This window comes from Gemmiger sp. An50, from assembly GCF_002161595.1.
GTDB lineage: Bacteria > Bacillota > Clostridia > Oscillospirales > Ruminococcaceae > Allofournierella.
On the sequence record NZ_NFID01000021.1, the window covers coordinates 55,332 to 73,787 of the forward strand.

Below are 18,456 nucleotides of genomic sequence, written 5' to 3' on the forward strand. Positions count from 1 at the left end.
CTTCGATTATACGGCGGCAGCCCGCTGCCCGTCAATGCAGCCTTGCCAGGCCTGAGTAAATTGGGTACAATCAAGGTAGAAAGACCGCCTGTTTTTACACAAGCCTTTGGGAGGTGCCTTGTATGAAACTGTTCCGTGTTGCCGACGACTACTGCCGCGCTTCCAACTGGAAGATGCTGGCGCTGGTGAAATTCTGCCTGTTCTCCGTGGGGCTCATCTGCGGCATTCTGCTGCCCCGCCGCTGGCAGCGGCCCGCCATTTGCGCAGCCGGGGCAGTGTTCGCAGTTACCTATATCCCCCTTATGACCAGCTTCTTCCGCTTCTGGGCAAAAGACAAAACCTGAGCCGCGCCGGAAAGGACTCCGTTATGCCCAAAAAACTTCTTCTGCTTGTGCTGACCCTCGCCCTTGCCGCCGGGCTGTGCGGCTGCGAAAAGGGCCTGGAACCCATGCAGCTGCAGGCCGCTCCGGTGAGCGAGGAGACCCGGCAGGTGCTGGACCTCATTGACAATGAACTCACCCTCTGGGAGTACCGGCTGAACGATGGCACCTACACCATGGTGGTGGATCTCTGGGTCTGCCAGGACGGCCGCTGGGAAAAGACCAATCTGCTCACCGGCCCAGCCGCCGGGCAGGCAGAGTTTGCAATGCGGCTCACCGCCAGTCAGGCGGAGCTGATCATCCTGGAGGAAACCGGCACAACGCGCTACGCCATCCCCTGCCCTGTGGACGTGACCAGCGAGTCCGGCGTGTGCAGCTATTCCTCGCTGACCTCCGGCTCCACCATCTCCTCCGGGGCGGAGATTCCGCTGCTTGCCCGGCTGGGCTGGGACAACTCCACCGACCCGGTGCCCACCGACTGGCAAAACTTTCAGGACAGCGGCTGCGACACCGGCGTGGCCGTGACCGTCATCTTTACCGAAGAAGCCGCAGCCTAACAAACAACAAAGGAGCCGCCCGTCTGGGCGGCTCCTTTGTTGTTGTTTGTGCAATCTATGGAATGGCGAATCAGCCCGCGGCCTGCTCCAGGCACTGGGCAACCGCCTTCTTGATGCGGTTGGAGGACAGGGTCGCACCGGCAACGCCGTCCACATCCAGGGAGTTGCTCTCCACGATGGCGGCGGGCACCTTCTCCAGGGCGGGACCGGCAATGGCCTCGGTCTCCTTGTTCTCGGTCACTTCCACGGAGGCGATCTTGCCGTCCGCGATGGTCACGGCCACGGTCATGGGGCCTTCCTGGCCGTCCACAGTGGCGGTGTAGTCGCCGTCGGTCAGGGTGGCGCTGCTCATGTCGAACAGACTCTCGCTGGCGGGCTTCTCCTTCACGAACAGCTCCTCATCCAGCAGGTTGGAAGCAGCCTTCACGGTGTAGCCGGTGGCCAGCTCGCCCTTCATCACATTCTGGGCAGCGATGCGGCCGAAGGTGATGGGGCCCATCACACCGGTACCGCCGGACACGAACTTGCCCCAGATGCCGCCCACGACCTCACCGGCAGCGTACAGGCCGGGAATGGCGTTGCCGCTCTCGTCCAGCACCTGCATCTGCTCGTTGGTGGTGATACCGCCCAGGGTCATGACGCACAGCGCGTGCAGGGGCACGGCGTAGAAGTGGTCACCCTCGATCTTGTTCACGGCCAGCTTGTAGGTATCGCGGCTGTCGTCGTAGCTGCGGCCGAACTCGTCGGTGCCGCCCTCTTCCACGCTCTGGTTGTAGGCATCCACGGTGGCGATCAGGTTCTCGGCGGGCACGCCGATCTTCTCGGCCAGCTCTTCCAGGCTGGAGGCCTCCTGCAGCACATGGTGGCCCATGGAATCCTCACTGCCGAACATCAGATCGTACATGCCTGAGCCCTTGTTGGCCCGCAGATCCTCCAGGATCTTGTCGGTGTAGATGTCGTACTGTACCGCGCCGGGCTGCTCCTCCAGAGCGACCTCACGCACGGAGGGGTTAGCCTCGCACTCGTTCACGAAGCGCTCGCCGTTCTGGTTCACCACGATGCCGCCGGCTTTCCAGGTGTAGGTGGAGGCGATGGTGCCGGTGGTGGGGTTGTCGGCGCTTTCCAGGCCCATGGGGAAGGTGGGGATGTAGCTCATGCTCTCCTCATTCAGGGCAGCGCCCACCTTCTGCATCAGCAGCAGGCCGTTGCCGTCCGCGGTGGCGGGGCCGCCGATCAGGTAGTCGGCGCCGTTCTCGGCGTACTTGCCCATCAGCTTGGAGTTGGCGGAGTAGCCGCCGGTGGCCACGATGATGCCCTTGGAAGCATCGAAGCGGGTCAGGTCACCAGTGTTCTGGTCCTCGCCCACCACGCTGAGCACCTGGCCCTGCTCATTGGCCAGCAGCTCGATGGCCTTGGTGTTGTAAACGATCTCGATCTTGTCGTTGGCCTTCACCACCTTGTCCATCACCTCATGGGCGGCGGACTTGTAGTTGGCGGGGTCCTTGGCCTTGGTCTTGTAGGTACGGGGGATGGAGTACAGGGCGTGCTCGGGGGCGAACACGGCGCGCTTGCCCTCGGCATCGGTGTTGAAGGTGTACTCGCTCAGGCCGTTGTCCCACAGCCACTGGAAGGCGTTGATGTCCTCGGCCACGAACTCGCGCACCATGGCCTCGTTGGGCTTACCGCCGAAGTCGCTGCCGTTCTTCAGGATGTCCTGAACAAAGCTCTCCTGGCTGTCCTCCACGCCGTCCTCCTTCTGGATGACGCTCTCGGCGCAGGCCATGCTGCCGTTGGTGTAGTTCAGAGAGCCGCCGGTCTTGCCGGTGACCTCCAGGATGATGACCTTCTCGGCGCCGTTGGCGGTGGCTTCGCTGGCGGCGGACAGGCCCGCGCCGCCTGCGCCGATGATCACCACATCGGCAGTCTCGGTGGCGGCGTACTCTGCGCCGGTGTCGGCCTCGCTGGCAGCCTGGCTGGCGGCCTGGCTGGAAGCCGGGGCGGACGAAGCGGTCTGGGTGCTGCCGCAGCCGGCCAGGCTGGCCGCCATGCAGAGCGCCATGAGCATTGCGATCACGCGTTTCATTTGGTTTCCTCCGTTTTTCCTTCTGTTTCGGGCGAGGCGGCTGTTGGGGCCCCGCATTCCATCCTCCGGCTGCGGGCGCTGTTCTTCCCGCCACCGGACTGTGGTTTGATTATAGCAGTTGTTAAATTTTGAACACAATCTGCTTTTCAGCCCAAAACCGAATAAAATCATTCCCAACTGCGGCAATATCCTGTTATGATAGAGAAAAAGGAGGTGATGGCCCATGCAGGCCTTCCGGCCCAATCCCATTGTGCGGGACGCGCTGAGCGACACACTGGAAAGCTTCCGGTTCGACATTCGCCATCTGGGGCTGTTTGGCAGCACGCCGCCCCATCCGGCCAAGACCACCGTGGGCGTAAGCTACAAGCTGGTGTTTCTGTTCCGGGGGCAGGTGCGGTTTGAATCCGGCGCGCTGCACTTTTCTCTCACTCCGGGGGACGTGCTGATCGTGCCCCCCTTCGTGCGCTATACCGCCGTGGGCGCGGGAGACGAACCCATGGAATACGGCTACGCCTATTTTGATTTTGCGGACCCGGCGATGGAGACCGATTTCGCCACTCTGTTCGCCTGCTCCTCCCCGGTCTGCCTGTACGGAGTGCTGGACGAATTCCACCGCCAGGCGGCTCACCATCTGATCGACCATCTGGACCCGCAAAGCCCCGGCGCTCACCTCACCGCCCACCTGATTCTGGAACACCTGATGCTGGGCATGCTGCGCTGCCAGCTGAACGCCGCCCCCGGACTGGAGCGGGTGCTGGCGGACCCCAGTGCCCAGCTGGTGCACCGGTGCATCGACGCGCTGCGCCGGATGGAACCGGCCGACTTCACGGTGAACCGGCTCTGCGAGGAGGTCCACGTCTCCCAGAGCTACCTGTACAAATGCTTCCAGAAGGCTATGAACTGCTCGCCCAACCGGTTTCTCACCCTCTACCGGCTCAAGCTGGCCGAGCGGGAGCTCTGCCGCTCCAGCGCCACCATCCAGCAGCTGGCGGAGCAGTATGGCTACACCAGTGCCGCCGCCTTCAGCCATGTGTTCCGGCAGTACTTCGCCGTCTCCCCCGCCGCCTGGCGGAGGGGCAGGCGCAGCGGCATTGAGAAAAAGCCCTGACGGCACTTTTTCCCGGCCCGGAAAAGCGGCTTTCCCCGCTCCGATGCTCCCACAATCAAAAAGGCTCCCCCGCCGGTTCATCCGGCGAAGGAGCCTTTTGTAATATTTCTTTTAAAAATACAAATCGTATTTTTACTTCACAACCACCAGTTCATACTCCCGGGTGCCCACGCCGATCTTCTCGGCGTGCTCGGTGCAGACCCGCCAGTCGGTGATGGGGGCGGAGTCGATGAAGTGGTCGCCGCAGCTGCAGAAGCCGGGAGCCTTCAGGTTGTCGTCCAGCTGGCTACCGGGGATGGGCGGCATGTTGTTGCAGGCGTCGGCGCAGGCCTGGTCCAGGGCCACCGGGTCGAAGGAAGCGAACATGCCCACATCCGGGATGATGGGCAGGTCGTTCTCGCCGTGGCAGTCGCAGTTGGGGGAAACGTCGATCACCAGATTGATGTGGAAGTTGGGCCGGTTCTGCACCACCGCCTTGGCATACTCGGCAATGCGGCAGTTCAGCTCGTCCACCGCCGCGTTGTAGTCGCCGCCGATGGCGTCAAAGTTGCAGTGAGCCAGGCAGCGGCCGCAGCCCGCGCACTTGTTGTGGTCGATATAGGCGGTGCCGCCCTCACCGGTGAAGGAGATGGCGTCCTGGGCACAGATCTTGGCGCAGGCGTGGCACTTGCGGCAGAGGGCCTGGTCCACATTGGGCTTGCCCGCAGCGTGCTGCTCCAGCTTGCCCGCACGGCTTCCGCTGCCCATGCCCAGGTTCTTCAGCGCGCCGCCGAAGCCGGTGTTCTCGTGGCCCTTGAAGTGGTTCAGGCTGATGATCACATCCGCGTCCATGATGGCCCGGCCGATCTTGGCGTTCTTCACGTGCTCGCCGCCCTCCACGGGTACCTCGGCCTCGTCGGTGCCCTTCAGACCGTCGGCAATGATGATCTGGCAGCCGGTGGAATAGGGGGTGAAGCCGTTTTCCATGGCGGCGTCCATGTGCTCCAGCGCATGCTTGCGGCGGCCCACATACAGGGTGTTGCAGTCGGTCAGGAAGGGACGGCCGCCCAGCTCCTTCACCACATCGGCCACGGCCTTGGCGTAGTTGGGCCGCAGGTAAGCCAGGTTGCCCGGCTCGCCGAAGTGAATCTTGATGGCAACGAACTTGCCCTCCATATCGATCTGACCGATACCCGCGGTGCGGATCAGCTTCTGCAGCTTATCCAGCAGGTTCATGCCGGGCTTTGCCCGCAGATCGGTAAAATAAACCTTTGCCTTTTCCATGCAAATCTCCTCCGTTCAAACATCCTTTTCAAAGGAGAGCCCCGGCAAAGCCGCCGGATGCTCTCTGCTCTGCTTATTCTTCCACTGTAGCTTACAGGCCCAGCAGCGCAGCTGCCAGCACCACGATGCCCAGGGCGATGCGGTACCAGCCGAATACCTTGAAGTCGTGCTTCTTCACGAAGTTCATCAAAAAGCCGATGGCTCCAACACTCACCACAAAGGCCACGGCGCAGCCCAGGCCCAGCACCGCCAGCTGCTCGCCGGTGAACACCATACCCTCCAGCAGGTACTTGACCACCTTCAGCGCACTTGCGCCGAACATGACCGGGATGGCCAAAAAGAAGGTGAACTCCGCCGCCACGGGACGGCTCGCGCCCAGCAGCAGACCGCCCACGATGGTGGCGCCGCTGCGGGAGGTGCCGGGAATCATGGCCAGCACCTGCCAGAAGCCGATGATCAGCGCATCCTTGTAAGTAAGCTGGTCGATGCTGCGGATGCGGGGCTTTTTGTGCCGGTTCTCAATCAGGATGAAGAACACGCCGTACAAAATCAGCATGGCCGCAACCACGATGTAGTTGTAAAGGTGCTCCTCCAGCCAGTCGTCCAAAAGCAGGCCCAGCACCAGCGCGGGCAAAGTGGCCACAACGATCTTGAACCACATCACCCAGGTTTTTTTCTTGATATACCCCTTCGACTTGTCGGCACAGAAGGGCCAGAGCTTGGGGAAGAAGAGCACCACCACCGCCAGGATCGCTCCCAGCTGAATGACCACCCGGAACAGCTCCAGGAAGGACTCGTCGAACCCCATGTTCAGATATTTTTCCGCCAGGATCAGATGCCCGGTGCTGCTTACCGGCAGCCATTCGGTGATCCCTTCAATGATTCCGTAAAGAATCGTTTTGATCCATTCCATTGTTTCGCCTCGCTCGTTTTCTGGCATTTGTCACCCGCCGGGGCTCCGGCAGGTACCATAACAGTATACCACAGGAAAGTGCAAAACAGAACGCCTTTTTCCTCCGGGCTCTTCCTTTTCCGGGTAAAATACAGTATAATCGAGGTAATCGAAGGATGTGGGCCGCCCGTGGGGCTCTGGGCCCATATCTCGCCGTTTTTTTCAATTCTTTCATGCTATAAAAGAGGTGTTTTCTTGAATATCCTTGTTGTAGGCTGCGGACGCGCCGGCGCCAATATCGTGCGAATCCTGGAGCAGATGGGCCATGAGGTCTCTGTAATGGATTCCAACCCGGAAGAGCTCCAGCGGCTGGAAGGCGTGGACGGCTATCATTTTTCCGGCGTCGCGGCGGTGGGCATTCCCATCGACATCGACGATCTGCGTCAGGCGGGCATCGAGACCTGTGACGCGGTGGCCATTGCCACCCCGGACGACAGCGTGAACATCATGGTGGCCCAGATCGCAAAAAACATTTTCCACGTGCCCCGGGTCATCACCCGTGTGACCGACCCGGCCCTGAAAAACTTCTTCACCAAAGAGTTCGGACTGCGCACCGTGTGCACCACCAACCTGACGGTGGAAAGCATGCTGCTGGGCCTGCTGGACGACCAGGAATCCCGCAGTGTGACCATCGGCGCCACCACCACCGCCTTCGTCACCGTTCCGGTGAGCCTGCGGGACGTGGGCCGAAGCCTGAACCGCATCCGTCCGCCGGAGGGCGATCTGCTCTACGGCGTATTGCGGGCCGACACCACCGTGGAACTGGCGGTGGAGCCCATGCCGGTGCTGGAAGAGGGCGACCAGATCATCTTCGCCCGCATCGCGGACTGAGGCACAAAGCAGCAAGGAAGAGGAATCAATTATGAGAGTAATGATCGTCGGCGGCGGCAAGGTGGGCTACTACATGGCAAAGACCCTGCTTGACCACGGCCACCAGCCCATCGTGATCGAAAAGGACCGCAAGCTGTGCAGCCAGGTGGCCAACGACCTGGACATCCCCGTGACCCAGGGCGACGGCTCCACCGTGGAATACCTGGAGGCCGCGGGCTGCGGCCGCTGCCAGGCTCTGGTGGCGGTGACCGGCCGGGACGAGGTGAACCTGATCACCTGCCAGATCGCCAAGCGGGTCTTCCATGTGGAAAAGACCGTGGCCCGAGTCAACAACCCCAAAAACACCGAGGTGCTGCGCCGTCTGGGCGTGGACATCGCCGTGTCCAGCACCGACAACCTGGCCCGCATTCTGGAGCGTGAGGTGGAGACCGCCGCCATCCAGCAGGTGCTGAACCTGGCGGGCGGCACCGCCACCGTGTTCGAGATCCAGATTCCGGACCGGTTCAAGTACAACGGCAAAAGCCTGGCGCAGATTCCCATCTCGGAATCAGCCGTTATCATCGCCATCACCCGCGCAGGCGAGCTGCTGATCCCCCGTGGTAACACCCAGATCCTGAATGGCGACAAGGTGCTCTGCGTCGCGCGGGACACCGCGATCCATGAATTGATGCAGGACTGGGGCCTGGCCAGCGGCTGATGCCCTTTCCCGCCTGTTTGCAAAGGAGGTCCGTACCCGTGCTGCGTTTTACCGCGAGCGCCGGCGGCGCCCGGGTGGTGGCCCTGTGGCTGCTGGTTCCCGGCGCGGTGCTGGCCCCCTTTGTCTTCTGGCAGACCTTCTGGGGCGGCGTGCTGTTTTGCGCCGTCTGGCTGTTCTTCTGCGCGGTGTGCGTACCGCTGCACCTTTCCACCGTGCGGGGCAGCGTCTCACTGGGTGAGGTGCGCCTGAGCCGCGGCATCCTGTTCAAATCCAGCCGCCGGGTGCCCACCCGGTTCGTGGCGGGCGTCTGCCGCATCCGCACCCCGCTGCTGGCGCTGACTCACAGCAGCCTGCTGATCGTATACACCAGCGGCTGTGTGCTGATTCTGCCCCCGGTCTCGGATAAGGATGCCGGCCCGCTGATCCACGCGCTGGAAGGAGGCGGCCTATGAGCACCGTGCGCGCCCAGGGGCGCTTCCATATTATTTTTATTGTCAAATACATCCGTTACGGCCTGATCCTCTGCCTGGTGCCCATGCTCCAGGCGCTGATCGCCTTCGACCTGCCCAGCCTGACCAAGGCCCTGCGGCAGGATGCCGCCATCCTGGTGGGGATGGCGCTTTTTTCATTTGTCATCTGGCGGCGCTGCGGCTTTTTGCTCACCGACCGGCAGCTCACCCTGCGCCGGGGCATCCTCTGGCACCGCCAGCAGGTGATCCGCCCGGTGCAGCTGGCGGCCATCCAGCTGGACCGGCCCCTCTACCTGCGTCTGGTGGGCTGCACCCGGGTGCGCCTGTTTGCCGCCTCCAGCGCCGCCTTCGGTCAGGTGCAGTTCTTTCTGCCCCGCCGCCAGGCCTCGGTGCTGGCGGAATGCCTGATGCCGGTGCAGTCAGCCTCCTCCTTTTTTGCACCCACCGGGGCTGAACGGCTGCGCTTCACCATGCTCAGCGCCAACCTGGTCACCACCTCGCTGCTGGTTGTCTTCAGTGCTCAGCAGACCCAAGACCTGCTGGGCAAAAACCTGGGTGTGGACCTGGGCTCGCTGGCCATGGCCAATCTGGGACGGCTGGAACGGCTGGCTGAACTGTTTCTGCCCGCCGGTGTAGCCTGGCTGTTCACGTTGATCTTCACCCTGTGGAGCATCGCCCTGTTTTCCTCCCTGCTGGCCACCGCCAACTTTAAGGTCAGCCGCAGCGGCGGCGTGATTCTGGCCAAGGGCGGGCGCATCAATCTGACCGAGCGGCGCATTCAGGCTGCGGCGGTGAGCTATTGCGACATCCGCATCACACCCATCTCCCGGCTGCTGCGCCGGTACCCGGTGTTTCTGTGCGCCGGAAGCTACACCGGCGCGGACCTGCCCATCCTGGTCTACGGCAAGGGGCGCGACACCCTGCTGCAAGCACTGATGCCCCAGTTTATCCCGCCGCGGCCGGTGGCAGGCATCACCGCCAACCGCAGCTGGCCCCAGTTTTTGTGGAAAAGCGGCGCGCTGCTGGCCTTTTCCGCCATGCTGTGCGTGGTTTCAGTGTGGCAGATGCCCCAGCTTACCCCGCTGCTGCTGGTGCCGCTGGCCCTCTGCGCCGGGCTGGTGGCTGTCTCGGTGGAGGGCTGGTTCACCGAGGGCGCGGCCCGCAACTCCAACGGCACCATGGCGGTGTGCTATACCCGCTTGTTCAGCCGCCATCAGCTGTGCGTGTTCAGCCCCAACATCTCGCTTTCCAGCGTCCAGACCCCCTTTTCCGAGGCGGTGGGCCGCTGTACCCTGACCATCTATCTGCCCTGCCGCCGCCGTATCCGGGTGCGCAGCATCAAAAAGCTGGCGGCGGATCACCTGCGGCTGGTGGCCTGATTGTTTTTCATCGCCAAGGAGGCGGATTTTACCTTGTATCGCTATGTGATTTTTGATCTGGACGGGACCCTGCTCAACACCCTGGAGGATCTGGCCGCCGCGGGCGAATACGTCTGCGCCCAAAACGGCTGGCCCGCCCACACGCTGGACGAATACCGCTACTTCGTGGGCAACGGCATCCCCAAGCTCTGCGAGCGGTTCTCCCCTGCGGACCAGCGCAGCCCCGAGCGGCTGGCTCAAACACTGGAGCAGTTCACCCGCTACTACGACGCCCACAAGGAGGACGCCACCGCGCCCTATCCGGGCATTGAGGACCTGCTGGACGCCCTGCAGGCTGCCGATGTGGTCTTCGGCGTGCTCACCAACAAGGCCCATCCCCTGGCCAAAGGCGTGCTGGAGCACTATTTCCCCGACCGCTTTGCCTTTGTGCAGGGGGCAAAGCCCGGTGTTCCGGTGAAGCCGGACCCCGCCGGTCTTCGCCAGCTGATGGCCGCCATGGGCGCGGACCCGGCTTCCACCCTCTTTGTGGGCGACAGCAACGTGGACATCCGCACCGCCAAAAACGGCGGTCTCGCGGGCTGCGGCGTGCTCTGGGGCTTCCGCATCGAGGAGGAGCTGCGCGGCGAAGGCGCGGACCACATCGCCGCCGATCCCGCCGCTCTGGGGCGGATCATTCTGGAGTAACCGGCTTCTCCGCCCTCGCCTTTTTTCTTTTTACATAGGCAGTTATCCCGCCGTGGCTTTATTGCCGGTTTCTGAACAAACAAAAATCCCGCTGCTCGAGTTCGAGCAGCGGGATTTTTTTGCATGGTTACGGGTCGGCTTACGCCTTCACGATCACGTGCTTGGGGCAAACCTCTACGCAGGCGCCGCAGCCGGTGCACTTGTCGTAGTCGATGTGCGCCAGGTTGTTGGTGACCTTGATCGCCTCGCTGGGGCAGGTCTTCTGGCACTTCATACAGCCGATGCAGCCGGTCTGGCACTCCTTCATCACCAGAGCGCCCTTCTCGGTGTTGTTGCACAGCACCTTGGGCTTGTTCTCGGTGTTGGCGCAGATCTCGATCACGCCGTGGGGGCAGACCGCAGCGCAGGCGCCGCAGCCGGTGCACTTGGCCACGTTCACGCAGGCAACGCCGTCCACAATGTGCATGGCGTCGAAGGGGCAGGCCTTCACACAGTCGCCCAGACCCAGGCAGCCGTGCACGCAGGCCTTGCCGCCGCCGAACAGGGATGCAGCAGCCGCGCAGCTGGACACGCCCTTGTAATCAAACTTCTGGGTGCACACGCCGGGGCGGCCCTGGCAGCCCACGATGGCCTTGACCACCGCAGTGGCGCCAGCCTCAACACCCATTACAGCGGCCACGTCCTCAGCGGACTTGGCGCCGCCGGGAACGCACTTGTTCACCGGAGCGCCGGCTTCAACGATGGCCTTGGCGTAGTCGGCGCAGCCGGCATAGCCGCAGGCGCCGCAGTTGGCGCCGGGCAGGCAGGCGCTCACCTGACCGATGCGGGGGTCTTCCTCCACATGCATGAACTTGGCGGCCAGCACCAGAATGATGGCGCCCAGCAGGCCGACAACAGAAACGATGGCAATCGCCATTGCAATAGACATATTCCCGGCCTCCTTTTAAATTGCACCAAAGATGTTTTCGATCAGACCGCCGAAGCCGCCGAAGCTCAGGGCAGTGGCGGAAGCCGCCACCAGAGTGATGGGCAGGCCTTCAAAGCACTTGGGGGGCTGAGCCTCCTCCAGGCGCTTGCGCACGCCGGAGAAGATGACCATGGCCAGCATGAAGCCGAAGCCGGCGCCCAGGGCGCAGACGATGGACTCCACGAAGTTGTAGCCGTTGTCGATGTTCAGCACGGTCACGCCCAGAACGGCGCAGTTGGTGGTGATCAGAGGCAGGTACACGCCCAGAGCCTTGTGCAGGGGAGGCATGTTCTTCTTCATGATGATCTCAACCAGCTGAACCAGCACGGCGATAACCAGGATGAACACGATGGTCTGCAGGTAGCCCAGATCCCACTTCAGGTTGCCTTCCGCGTCCACGGGGGTGAGCAGGAAGTTCTGGATGGGCCAGGTCACAGCAGTGGCCAGGGTCATAACGAAGATAACAGCGCAGCTCATGCCGAAGGCGGAGTTGAGCTTTTTGGATACGCCCAGGAACGGACAGATGCCCAGGAACTTAACCAGGACGTAGTTGTCCACCAGGATCATGGTGAAGAAGATAGCAGCTAAACGAGCAGCCATTATTCACAGCCCCCTTTCGCGCCGCAGACGCTCTTGGAGGGGCAGCCCTCACAGCCGATGCTGCGCTCTTTTTTGTTGCCGGTCTTGTTTTCGATGAAGATCACCAGGGCCATCAGAACGCCGAAGGTGAAGAAGCCGCCGGCAGGAGTGGTCATGAAGGTGAACCGGTCGATGGACGCGGGGATCACAGTCATGCCGAACCAGGTGCCGGAGCCCAGGATCTCACGGATGGAGCCCATGAGCACCAGGGTCAGGGTGAAGCCCAGGCCCATGCCCAGGCCGTCCAGGGCGGAGTCCAGAGGCTTGTTCTTGGAAGCGAACATCTCGGCACGGCCCAGAATGATGCAGTTTACAACGATCAGGGGCAGGAACACGCCCAGGGACTTATCCAGAGCGGGAACGTAAGCCTTGACCAGCATCTGCACGATGGAAACGAAGGTGGCGATGACGGTGATATAGGCCGGCAGGCGCACCTTGTCGGGGATCACGTTGCGCAGCAGCGAGATCGCAATGTTGGAGCAGAACAGCACGAAGGTAGCTGCAATGCCCATGCCCAGGCCGTTGAAGGCCATGGTGGTAACAGCCAGCGTGGGGCAGGTGCCCAGAACCAGGCGCAGAACCGGGTTCTCCTTCACGAGGCCGTTGGTAAAGATCTGAACTTTATTCATGAATTCACAGCCTCCCTATCAAGACGCAAGGCCCGCGGCATAAGCCTGGATGCACTTGCGCACTGCCTTCTTCACGCCACGGGTGGACTGGGTGGCACCGGCAATGGTGTCAACGCCGTCCAGACCGGCCTCATCGGTGATGCCGGTGTACTGGCCCAGGTAGTCCGCGCCAGCAGCCTGGTCGCCGATGCCGGGGGTCTGGCTGGAAGCATCCACCCAAACGCCGGTGATGGCGCCGTTGGGATCAAAGCCCACCGCAATGGTCATGGGCTTGCCGGCGTATTCCCAGCCCATATCCTCGGCGTACAGCACATAGCTGCCGTCGTCGCCCTGCCAGGCGTCGGTCAGGCCTTCGGGAGCAGTGATCTGGGTCAGAGTAGCTCCGGGAGCCAGCGCAGCGCGGGCTTCCTCGGCGCTCATGGCGCTCATATCGGTGCCTTCGCCCTCGCCCTCAGCGGCGGGAGCCTGGCCCAGAGCAACCTCATTGTAGCAGCTCAGAGCAGTGTTCACGGCCTCAACGACCGCCTTGGAGGAGATGGTGGCGCCGGAAATGGCGTCCACGTCGCCGATGGCGACCTCGCCGCTCTTGCCCACCAGGCTGGCGGCCAGTGCAGCGGCCTTCTCGTTGCCCTCTTCATACAGCTGAGCGCCGTAACCGGCGGTCTCATTATTCTCAGGGAAGCTTACGCCCACGATGGCGCCGTCGGCATTCAGGCCCACGATCACGGGAACCTGACCGGCGAAGCCCTTGGCGCTGGCCTGGATGACCCAGCCGGTATCGGCCTTCACAGCAGCCTGCACGCCGCTGGTAGCGGATTCCACGGCCTCAAAGGTGGTGGCGTCGGGCAGAACAGCCTTGCAGTCCTCATCGCTCAGGGTAACGGTCTCCACAGCGGCCTCGCTGGAAGCCTCGCTCTCCGCGTCGCCGCCCTCGGGAGCAACCGCGGTAGCAGCAGCGCAGTCGGGATACATAGCCACAAAGGCCTTGATGCACTTGCGCACGCCCTTCTTCACACCGGTGGTGGACTGGGTCGCGCCAGCAATGGTATCCACGCCGTCCAGGCCGGCCTCGCCCAGCACGCCCTTGAACTGGCTCAGGAACTCAGCGCTGCCCGCCTGATCGCCGATACCGGCGGTCTGGCCATCGGTGCCAACCCAAATGTTCAGGATGTTGCCGTCAGCGTCAAACTCTACCAGCACATCCATGGGAGCAGTCTCGTACTCGTAGCCCTTGGAGTCAACGCGCAGTACGGTGGTGCCGTTGGCGGTCTCCCAGGCGCCGGTCAGACCCTCGGGAATCTCGATCTCGGTCAGCTCCATGCTCTCCAGAGCCTGGTCGGGAGTCAGCTGCTCCTCTTCCACAACGGCAGCCTGGCCCAGAGCGACCTCGTTGAAACAGTTCACAGCGGAGTTCACAGCCGCCAGAGCAGCCTTGGAGGAAACGGTAACGCCGCTGATTATATCCACGTCGCCCGCTTCCAGGGTGCCGCTCTTGCCCACGAAGCTCTCGGCCAGCTTCTGGCCGTCAGCGTCGGCGGGATCAGCCAGCTTCTGGCCGAAGCCAGCAGTCTCGCTGTTCTCCATGAACTTCACCTTCAGGATGGTGCCCTCGCTGTCGAAGGCAACGACCACAGGCACGTCGCCGCCGAAGCCCTTGCCGTAGGACTGGATGACCCAGCCGGCATCGTTGGTGGCCTTCAGAGCCTTGGTCACGTTGCTGGACTGGAAGTCGGTGATCTCCTCAAAGCCATCGGCCTCGGGCAGAACCTCCAGATAAGCAGCGTTGGCGGCAGCTTCCTCCTGCGCCTTGATGATGGGAGCGGTCAGCTGGTTGGTGCCGGCCAGCGCGGCGCTGGCCACGATGCAGATCACAACCAGAACCACAACGGGTTTCAGGAAGTTTTCCCAGGTACTATTGTTTTTCATGCCTTTTACGCCCCTTTCTTCTTCGCGCCCAGGGGTTTCTGGCGGGTCAGATCATTGATGTAGGGAACCATCAGGTTCATGAACAGGATGGCATAGGAAACACCCTCGGCCATGTTCGCCCAGTAGCGGATGCCGCAGGTGATGATGCCCAGGCCCAGACCGAACACGATCTTGCCCTTCAGAGTGAATGGGCTGGTCACGTAATCGGTGGCCATGAACACAGCGCCGAACAGCAGGCCGCCGGCCAGCAGCTCAGCCAGAACGGGCTTGCCCGCCAAAGCGCTGATGACCGCCACGGTGGCCACATAGGTCACGGGGATGGCGGGGCTGATGGTGCGGGTAACGACCAGCCACACAAAGCCGATCAGGATGGCCAGGGCGCAGGTCTCACCCAGCACGCCGCCATGCTGGCCCAGGAACAGGTCCATGATGGGGTACTGACCCAGCAGGGAGTTACCGGCAGCGTCCACCACCTGCAGGGGGGTGGCGCTGGCAGCGGCGTCGATGCCGCTCAGGGTCTCCTCCATGTGGGAGGTGAAGGTCCAGGTGGTCATGCGGGAAGCAAAACCGGTGAACAGCACGATGCGGCCCACCAGCGCGGGGTTGGCGAAGTTGAAGCCCAGGCCGCCGAACAGCTGCTTGGTCACAACGATCGCAATGAACGCACCTACAATGGCGATCCACAGGGGCATGCTCACAGGCATATTCAGGGCCAGGATGATGCCGGTGACCACGGCGGACAGATCGCCCACGGGGTTCGGCTTCTTCATCAGCAGGCAGTACAGGTACTCAAAGCCCACACAGGCGGCGGTGGTAACACCGATCACCAGCAGAGCGCGCAGGCCGAAGATCCACGCGCTGGCAACCACACAGGGCAGCAGAGCGATAATCACATTGCCCATCAGCCCACGGGTGGAGGAACGATCCACGATGTGGGGGGAGGCAGTGACCATATAACGGTTTTCCATTTATTTCTTTGCCTCCTTCTTGGCAAAATCTTTGGCCAGGCCCATGGTCTGAGTGACCGGGCGCTTGGCGGGGCAGACGTAGCTGCAGGTGCCGCACAGCATGCACAGGTCCACGCACAGCTTGTTCAGCTCCTCGGCGTTCTTCTTGTTGAAGGCGCCGGCGATCTGCACGGGAGCCAGACCCATGGGGCAGGCCTCGATGCAGCGGCCGCAGCGGATGCAGGGACCCACGGCGGGCATGGCGGCCATCTTCTCGCTGAAGGCCAGGATGCCGTTGTTCTGCTTCAGGATGGGCTCGTCGGCGCTGGGCAGGGCAAGACCCATCATGGGGCCGCCGCTGATCAGCTTGGCAACGGTCACGCCTTCCTTGATGCCGCAGAAATCCAGCACCTCGCGCACGGGGGTGCCGATGATAGCTTCCACATTCTTGGGCTCCTTGATGGCGTCGCCGTCCACGGTCAGGCGCTTGGTCACCAGAGGCATACCGGTGGCCAAGAACTTGCCGATGGTGGACACGGTGGTCACGTTCATCACGATGACGCCCGCGTCGCTGGGCAGACCGCCCTGAGGCACTTCACGGCCGGTGGTGTTCTCGATGAGTACCTTCTCAGCGCCCTGCGGGTAACGGCTGGGCAGCACCTTCACGGTCACGCCGGCCACGCCGCTGAACAGCTCGTTCATGGCGCTCACGCACTCGGGCTTGTTGCGCTCAATGCCGATCACGCAATTCTTGATCTCCAGGTATTTCATCACAGCCTTGACGCCGGAAGCGATGGTCTCGCCGTTCTCCAGCATCTCGCGGGTGTCAGCAGTCAGATAGGGCTCGCACTCGGCTGCATTGATCACCAGGGAGTCCACCGGGGTCTTGGGGCTCAGCTTCACCGCAGTGGGGAAGCCAGCGCCGCCCAGGCCCACCAGGCCGCAAGCCTGGACAGCCGCAATGAAGCTGGCCTTATCGGTCACGACCGGGGCCTTCACTGCGGGATCGACGGTCTGCTGGCCGTCGGGAGTGATCACAACAGCAGCCACGCTGGCGCCGTTGGAAATGTGTACGGTGTCCACAGAGGCTACCGTTCCGGACACACCGGAATAAATGTTCGCGCTCACAAAGCCTTCGGCTTTGCCGACCAAGGTGCCCACCATCACGGTGTCGCCCTTCTTGACCACCGGCGTGCAAGGTGCGCCGATGTGCTGCTGCATGGGCAGAACAACCTTGCTGGGCACAGGCATCTTCACCGTGGCCAGGGCGGCAGTTCCCTTCTCATGCGGCACGCCGGCGCCGAGCGCCGCACGTTTCAGCTTTTTCAACATGGATTGAACGTTCCCCCATTTCATACAATCTACGGGGCGCATGTACGAACCACAGCATGGCGCACCCGCTCTAGAATATTCTAATTGCTTTATGGATTCAAGTCAACAGGGATTACGATTCTGTAACCCATCTTCTTCGCATTTTTGCGGATTTTCCCGATAAAATGGTTTGCACGGGCCATCCGCTTTATGCTATACTAAAAGCAACATCCCGCATCATTTAAAGGAGGGTTTCCCGATGAAACTGCTTGTTAAAATTTTAGCTTTGATTTTTGCGCTGGCCGCCGCCTCGCTGGGCATCGCCCTGCTCAAGCAGGAGCACACCCCTTCGTACATCTCCGTTTACGACACCGACGACGATCTGTTCTGATTTACGCATATTTCCGCCATTTTTACCGCTTCCCCGCCTTTTATGGAAGGATTTCCCTTTATTATAAAAGATTTGGGGCAAGCGGTTTTTTATTTCCAGTTTTACTGATGCAAAATTTTGCAGATCGTCATTAGTGAAGTCGTGTATCTTGTAACGCGTTTTTCCAAAAAAGCTTTATAACGATTTTTGTGTTATTTTTGTGCTTTTTCAAAAATCAGACAAAATACTCTTGTAGGTTTTATTCGCTTATGCTACGATAAAGATACAATAAAATAATAAGGGGTTGTATGCCATGTCTGAACAAAAGCGTGTACGCCGCACATCTGAGCAGATCGCCGCTGATCTGGATAAGCAGATTGCCGAGCTGAATGAGTCCATCCAGGAGGTGGAGGCCAAGAAGGCGGAAGCTGCGGAAAAATTTGATGCTAAGATCGCATCCATCAACGAAAAGATCCGCAAACTGCAAACCCGCAAGCAGGAGCTTCTGACCCCGAAGAAGCGCGCTCCCCGCAAGACCAAAGCGCAGCAGATCAAGACTCTGGTGGCCAAGGCGCAGAAGTCCGGCATGAAGCTGAACGAAATCGCCGAAAAACTGGGTGTTTCCATCGAAGAGTAATCTTCTTTCATATAAATAAAATAGTTATGTTAACCCCCATTGATTTGACCGCATTCCCGCAGTCAAATCAATGGGGGTTATTGTATCCATTCCATATAAATCGCAGTTGCTTCTTGTTCATGGTGCACCTCTAGACGAAGGCGTTAAGAACAATATGCCGGTGGTATGTTTTTTAGCCTGAGAGTCCCTACGAGCTGAACCGGAGCGCCATCAGCGCGAACGGTGAAGCCGCCCCCGCAGGGGGAAGTGCAGCAAAAGAAAAGCGAGCATCAATCAATGCTTTCCTCTTTGTGGTGCACTTCTAGACGAAGGCGTTAAGAAAAACATGCCGGTGGCATGTTTTTTAGCCTGAGAGTCCCTGCGAGCTGAACCGGAGCGCCGCAGCGCGAACGGTGAAGCCGCCCCCGCAGGGGGGAAGTGCAACAAAAAAGACAGTCATCTTTCGGACCGCCTCCTTTTGGTGCACTTCTAGACGAAGGCGTTAAGAAAAACATGCCGGTGGCATGTTTTTTAGCCTGAGAGTCCCTGCGAGCTGAACCGGAGCGCCATCAGCGCGAACGGTGAAGCCGCCCCCGCAGGGGGGAAGTGCAACAAAAAAGACAGGACAAATGTCCTGTCTTTTTGTG

At 61.3% G+C, this 18,456-nt stretch carries 19 protein-coding genes; 10 read left to right on the top strand and 9 right to left on the bottom strand.

What is annotated here, in order from left to right; genetic code table 11:
- Nucleotides 1-122: 122 nt before the first annotated feature.
- On the top strand, nucleotides 123-344 hold the full coding sequence (locus B5G03_RS15445; protein WP_087182563.1) for a hypothetical protein: 222 nt from the start codon (nucleotides 123-125) through the stop codon (nucleotides 342-344).
- A 23-nt stretch (nucleotides 345-367) separates the two neighbouring features.
- Nucleotides 368-937 (top strand): hypothetical protein, encoded by a 570-nt coding sequence (locus B5G03_RS15450; protein ID WP_087182564.1) that lies wholly within the window; start codon nucleotides 368-370, stop codon nucleotides 935-937.
- Nucleotides 938-1,007: 70 nt separating this feature from the next.
- On the opposite strand, the gene B5G03_RS15455 is transcribed toward B5G03_RS15450, so the two are convergent.
- Entirely contained in the window at nucleotides 1,008-3,020 is a 2,013-nt protein-coding gene (locus B5G03_RS15455; RefSeq protein WP_087182565.1) for an FAD-binding protein, read from the bottom strand.
- A gap of 223 nt (nucleotides 3,021-3,243) precedes the next feature.
- Between B5G03_RS15455 and B5G03_RS15460 the strand changes: the two genes are divergently transcribed.
- Nucleotides 3,244-4,128: a helix-turn-helix domain-containing protein gene (locus B5G03_RS15460; RefSeq protein ID WP_087182566.1), complete on the top strand. Its 885-nt coding sequence runs from the start codon at nucleotides 3,244-3,246 to the stop codon at nucleotides 4,126-4,128.
- A gap of 132 nt (nucleotides 4,129-4,260) precedes the next feature.
- Here the strand turns inward: B5G03_RS15460 and B5G03_RS15465 are convergent, their stop codons facing one another.
- A complete protein-coding gene (locus tag B5G03_RS15465; RefSeq protein ID WP_087182567.1) occupies nucleotides 4,261-5,391 on the bottom strand; it encodes a DUF362 domain-containing protein in 1,131 nt (376 codons plus the stop codon).
- A gap of 91 nt (nucleotides 5,392-5,482) precedes the next feature.
- Nucleotides 5,483-6,304 (bottom strand): undecaprenyl-diphosphate phosphatase, encoded by an 822-nt coding sequence (locus tag B5G03_RS15470; RefSeq protein WP_087182568.1) that lies wholly within the window; start codon nucleotides 6,302-6,304, stop codon nucleotides 5,483-5,485.
- Nucleotides 6,305-6,538: 234 nt separating this feature from the next.
- On the opposite strand from B5G03_RS15470, the gene B5G03_RS15475 reads away from it, so the two are divergent.
- Genes B5G03_RS15475 through B5G03_RS15495 form a run of 5 tightly spaced genes read left to right on the top strand, consistent with a single transcriptional unit; the run spans nucleotide 6,539 to nucleotide 10,404 of the window.
- Entirely contained in the window at nucleotides 6,539-7,174 is a 636-nt protein-coding gene (locus B5G03_RS15475; protein ID WP_087182569.1) for a potassium channel family protein, read from the top strand.
- 31 nt (nucleotides 7,175-7,205) lie between these two features.
- Nucleotides 7,206-7,871 (top strand): potassium channel family protein, encoded by a 666-nt coding sequence (locus B5G03_RS15480; protein ID WP_087182570.1) that lies wholly within the window; start codon nucleotides 7,206-7,208, stop codon nucleotides 7,869-7,871.
- A 38-nt stretch (nucleotides 7,872-7,909) separates the two neighbouring features.
- The gene (locus tag B5G03_RS15485) at nucleotides 7,910-8,323 is read left to right on the top strand and encodes a hypothetical protein (RefSeq protein ID WP_087182571.1); all 414 of its coding nucleotides are present in this window, start codon (nucleotides 7,910-7,912) and stop codon (nucleotides 8,321-8,323) included.
- On the top strand, nucleotides 8,320-9,720 hold the full coding sequence (locus B5G03_RS15490; RefSeq protein ID WP_087182572.1) for a PH domain-containing protein: 1,401 nt from the start codon (nucleotides 8,320-8,322) through the stop codon (nucleotides 9,718-9,720). Before B5G03_RS15485 ends, B5G03_RS15490 begins: the two co-directional genes overlap by 4 nt.
- A 33-nt stretch (nucleotides 9,721-9,753) precedes the next feature.
- Nucleotides 9,754-10,404 (top strand): HAD family hydrolase, encoded by a 651-nt coding sequence (locus B5G03_RS15495; protein ID WP_087182581.1) that lies wholly within the window; start codon nucleotides 9,754-9,756, stop codon nucleotides 10,402-10,404.
- Between the two features lie 139 nt (nucleotides 10,405-10,543).
- Here B5G03_RS15495 and B5G03_RS15500 read toward each other — a convergent pair whose 3' ends face one another.
- From B5G03_RS15500 to rsxC, 6 genes are read right to left on the bottom strand one after another with little or no spacing between them, the layout of a single operon-like run.
- Complete coding sequence (locus B5G03_RS15500; protein ID WP_087182573.1) at nucleotides 10,544-11,332, bottom strand: RnfABCDGE type electron transport complex subunit B; 789 nt, start codon at nucleotides 11,330-11,332, stop codon at nucleotides 10,544-10,546.
- A 15-nt stretch (nucleotides 11,333-11,347) separates the two neighbouring features.
- Nucleotides 11,348-11,971, bottom strand: a complete 624-nt coding sequence (locus B5G03_RS15505; protein WP_087182574.1) for an electron transport complex protein RnfA — start codon at nucleotides 11,969-11,971, stop codon at nucleotides 11,348-11,350.
- Nucleotides 11,971-12,639 (bottom strand): electron transport complex subunit RsxE, encoded by a 669-nt coding sequence (rsxE, locus tag B5G03_RS15510; RefSeq protein ID WP_087182575.1) that lies wholly within the window; start codon nucleotides 12,637-12,639, stop codon nucleotides 11,971-11,973. Before rsxE ends, B5G03_RS15505 begins: the two co-directional genes overlap by 1 nt.
- Nucleotides 12,640-12,657: 18 nt before the next feature.
- Nucleotides 12,658-14,565: an FMN-binding protein gene (locus B5G03_RS15515; protein WP_087182576.1), complete on the bottom strand. Its 1,908-nt coding sequence runs from the start codon at nucleotides 14,563-14,565 to the stop codon at nucleotides 12,658-12,660.
- Nucleotides 14,566-14,570: 5 nt separating this feature from the next.
- Nucleotides 14,571-15,533 (bottom strand): RnfABCDGE type electron transport complex subunit D, encoded by a 963-nt coding sequence (locus tag B5G03_RS15520; protein WP_087182577.1) that lies wholly within the window; start codon nucleotides 15,531-15,533, stop codon nucleotides 14,571-14,573.
- A complete protein-coding gene (gene rsxC / locus B5G03_RS15525; protein ID WP_087182578.1) occupies nucleotides 15,534-16,844 on the bottom strand; it encodes an electron transport complex subunit RsxC in 1,311 nt (436 codons plus the stop codon).
- 238 nt (nucleotides 16,845-17,082) lie between these two features.
- Between rsxC and B5G03_RS18035 the strand changes: the two genes are divergently transcribed.
- Nucleotides 17,083-17,214, top strand: coding sequence for a hypothetical protein (locus tag B5G03_RS18035; RefSeq protein ID WP_275539307.1), 132 nt, complete (start codon nucleotides 17,083-17,085; stop codon nucleotides 17,212-17,214).
- Nucleotides 17,215-17,506: 292 nt separating this feature from the next.
- Nucleotides 17,507-17,830, top strand: a complete 324-nt coding sequence (locus tag B5G03_RS15530; protein ID WP_087182579.1) for a hypothetical protein — start codon at nucleotides 17,507-17,509, stop codon at nucleotides 17,828-17,830.
- Nucleotides 17,831-18,456: the final 626 nt, after the last annotated feature.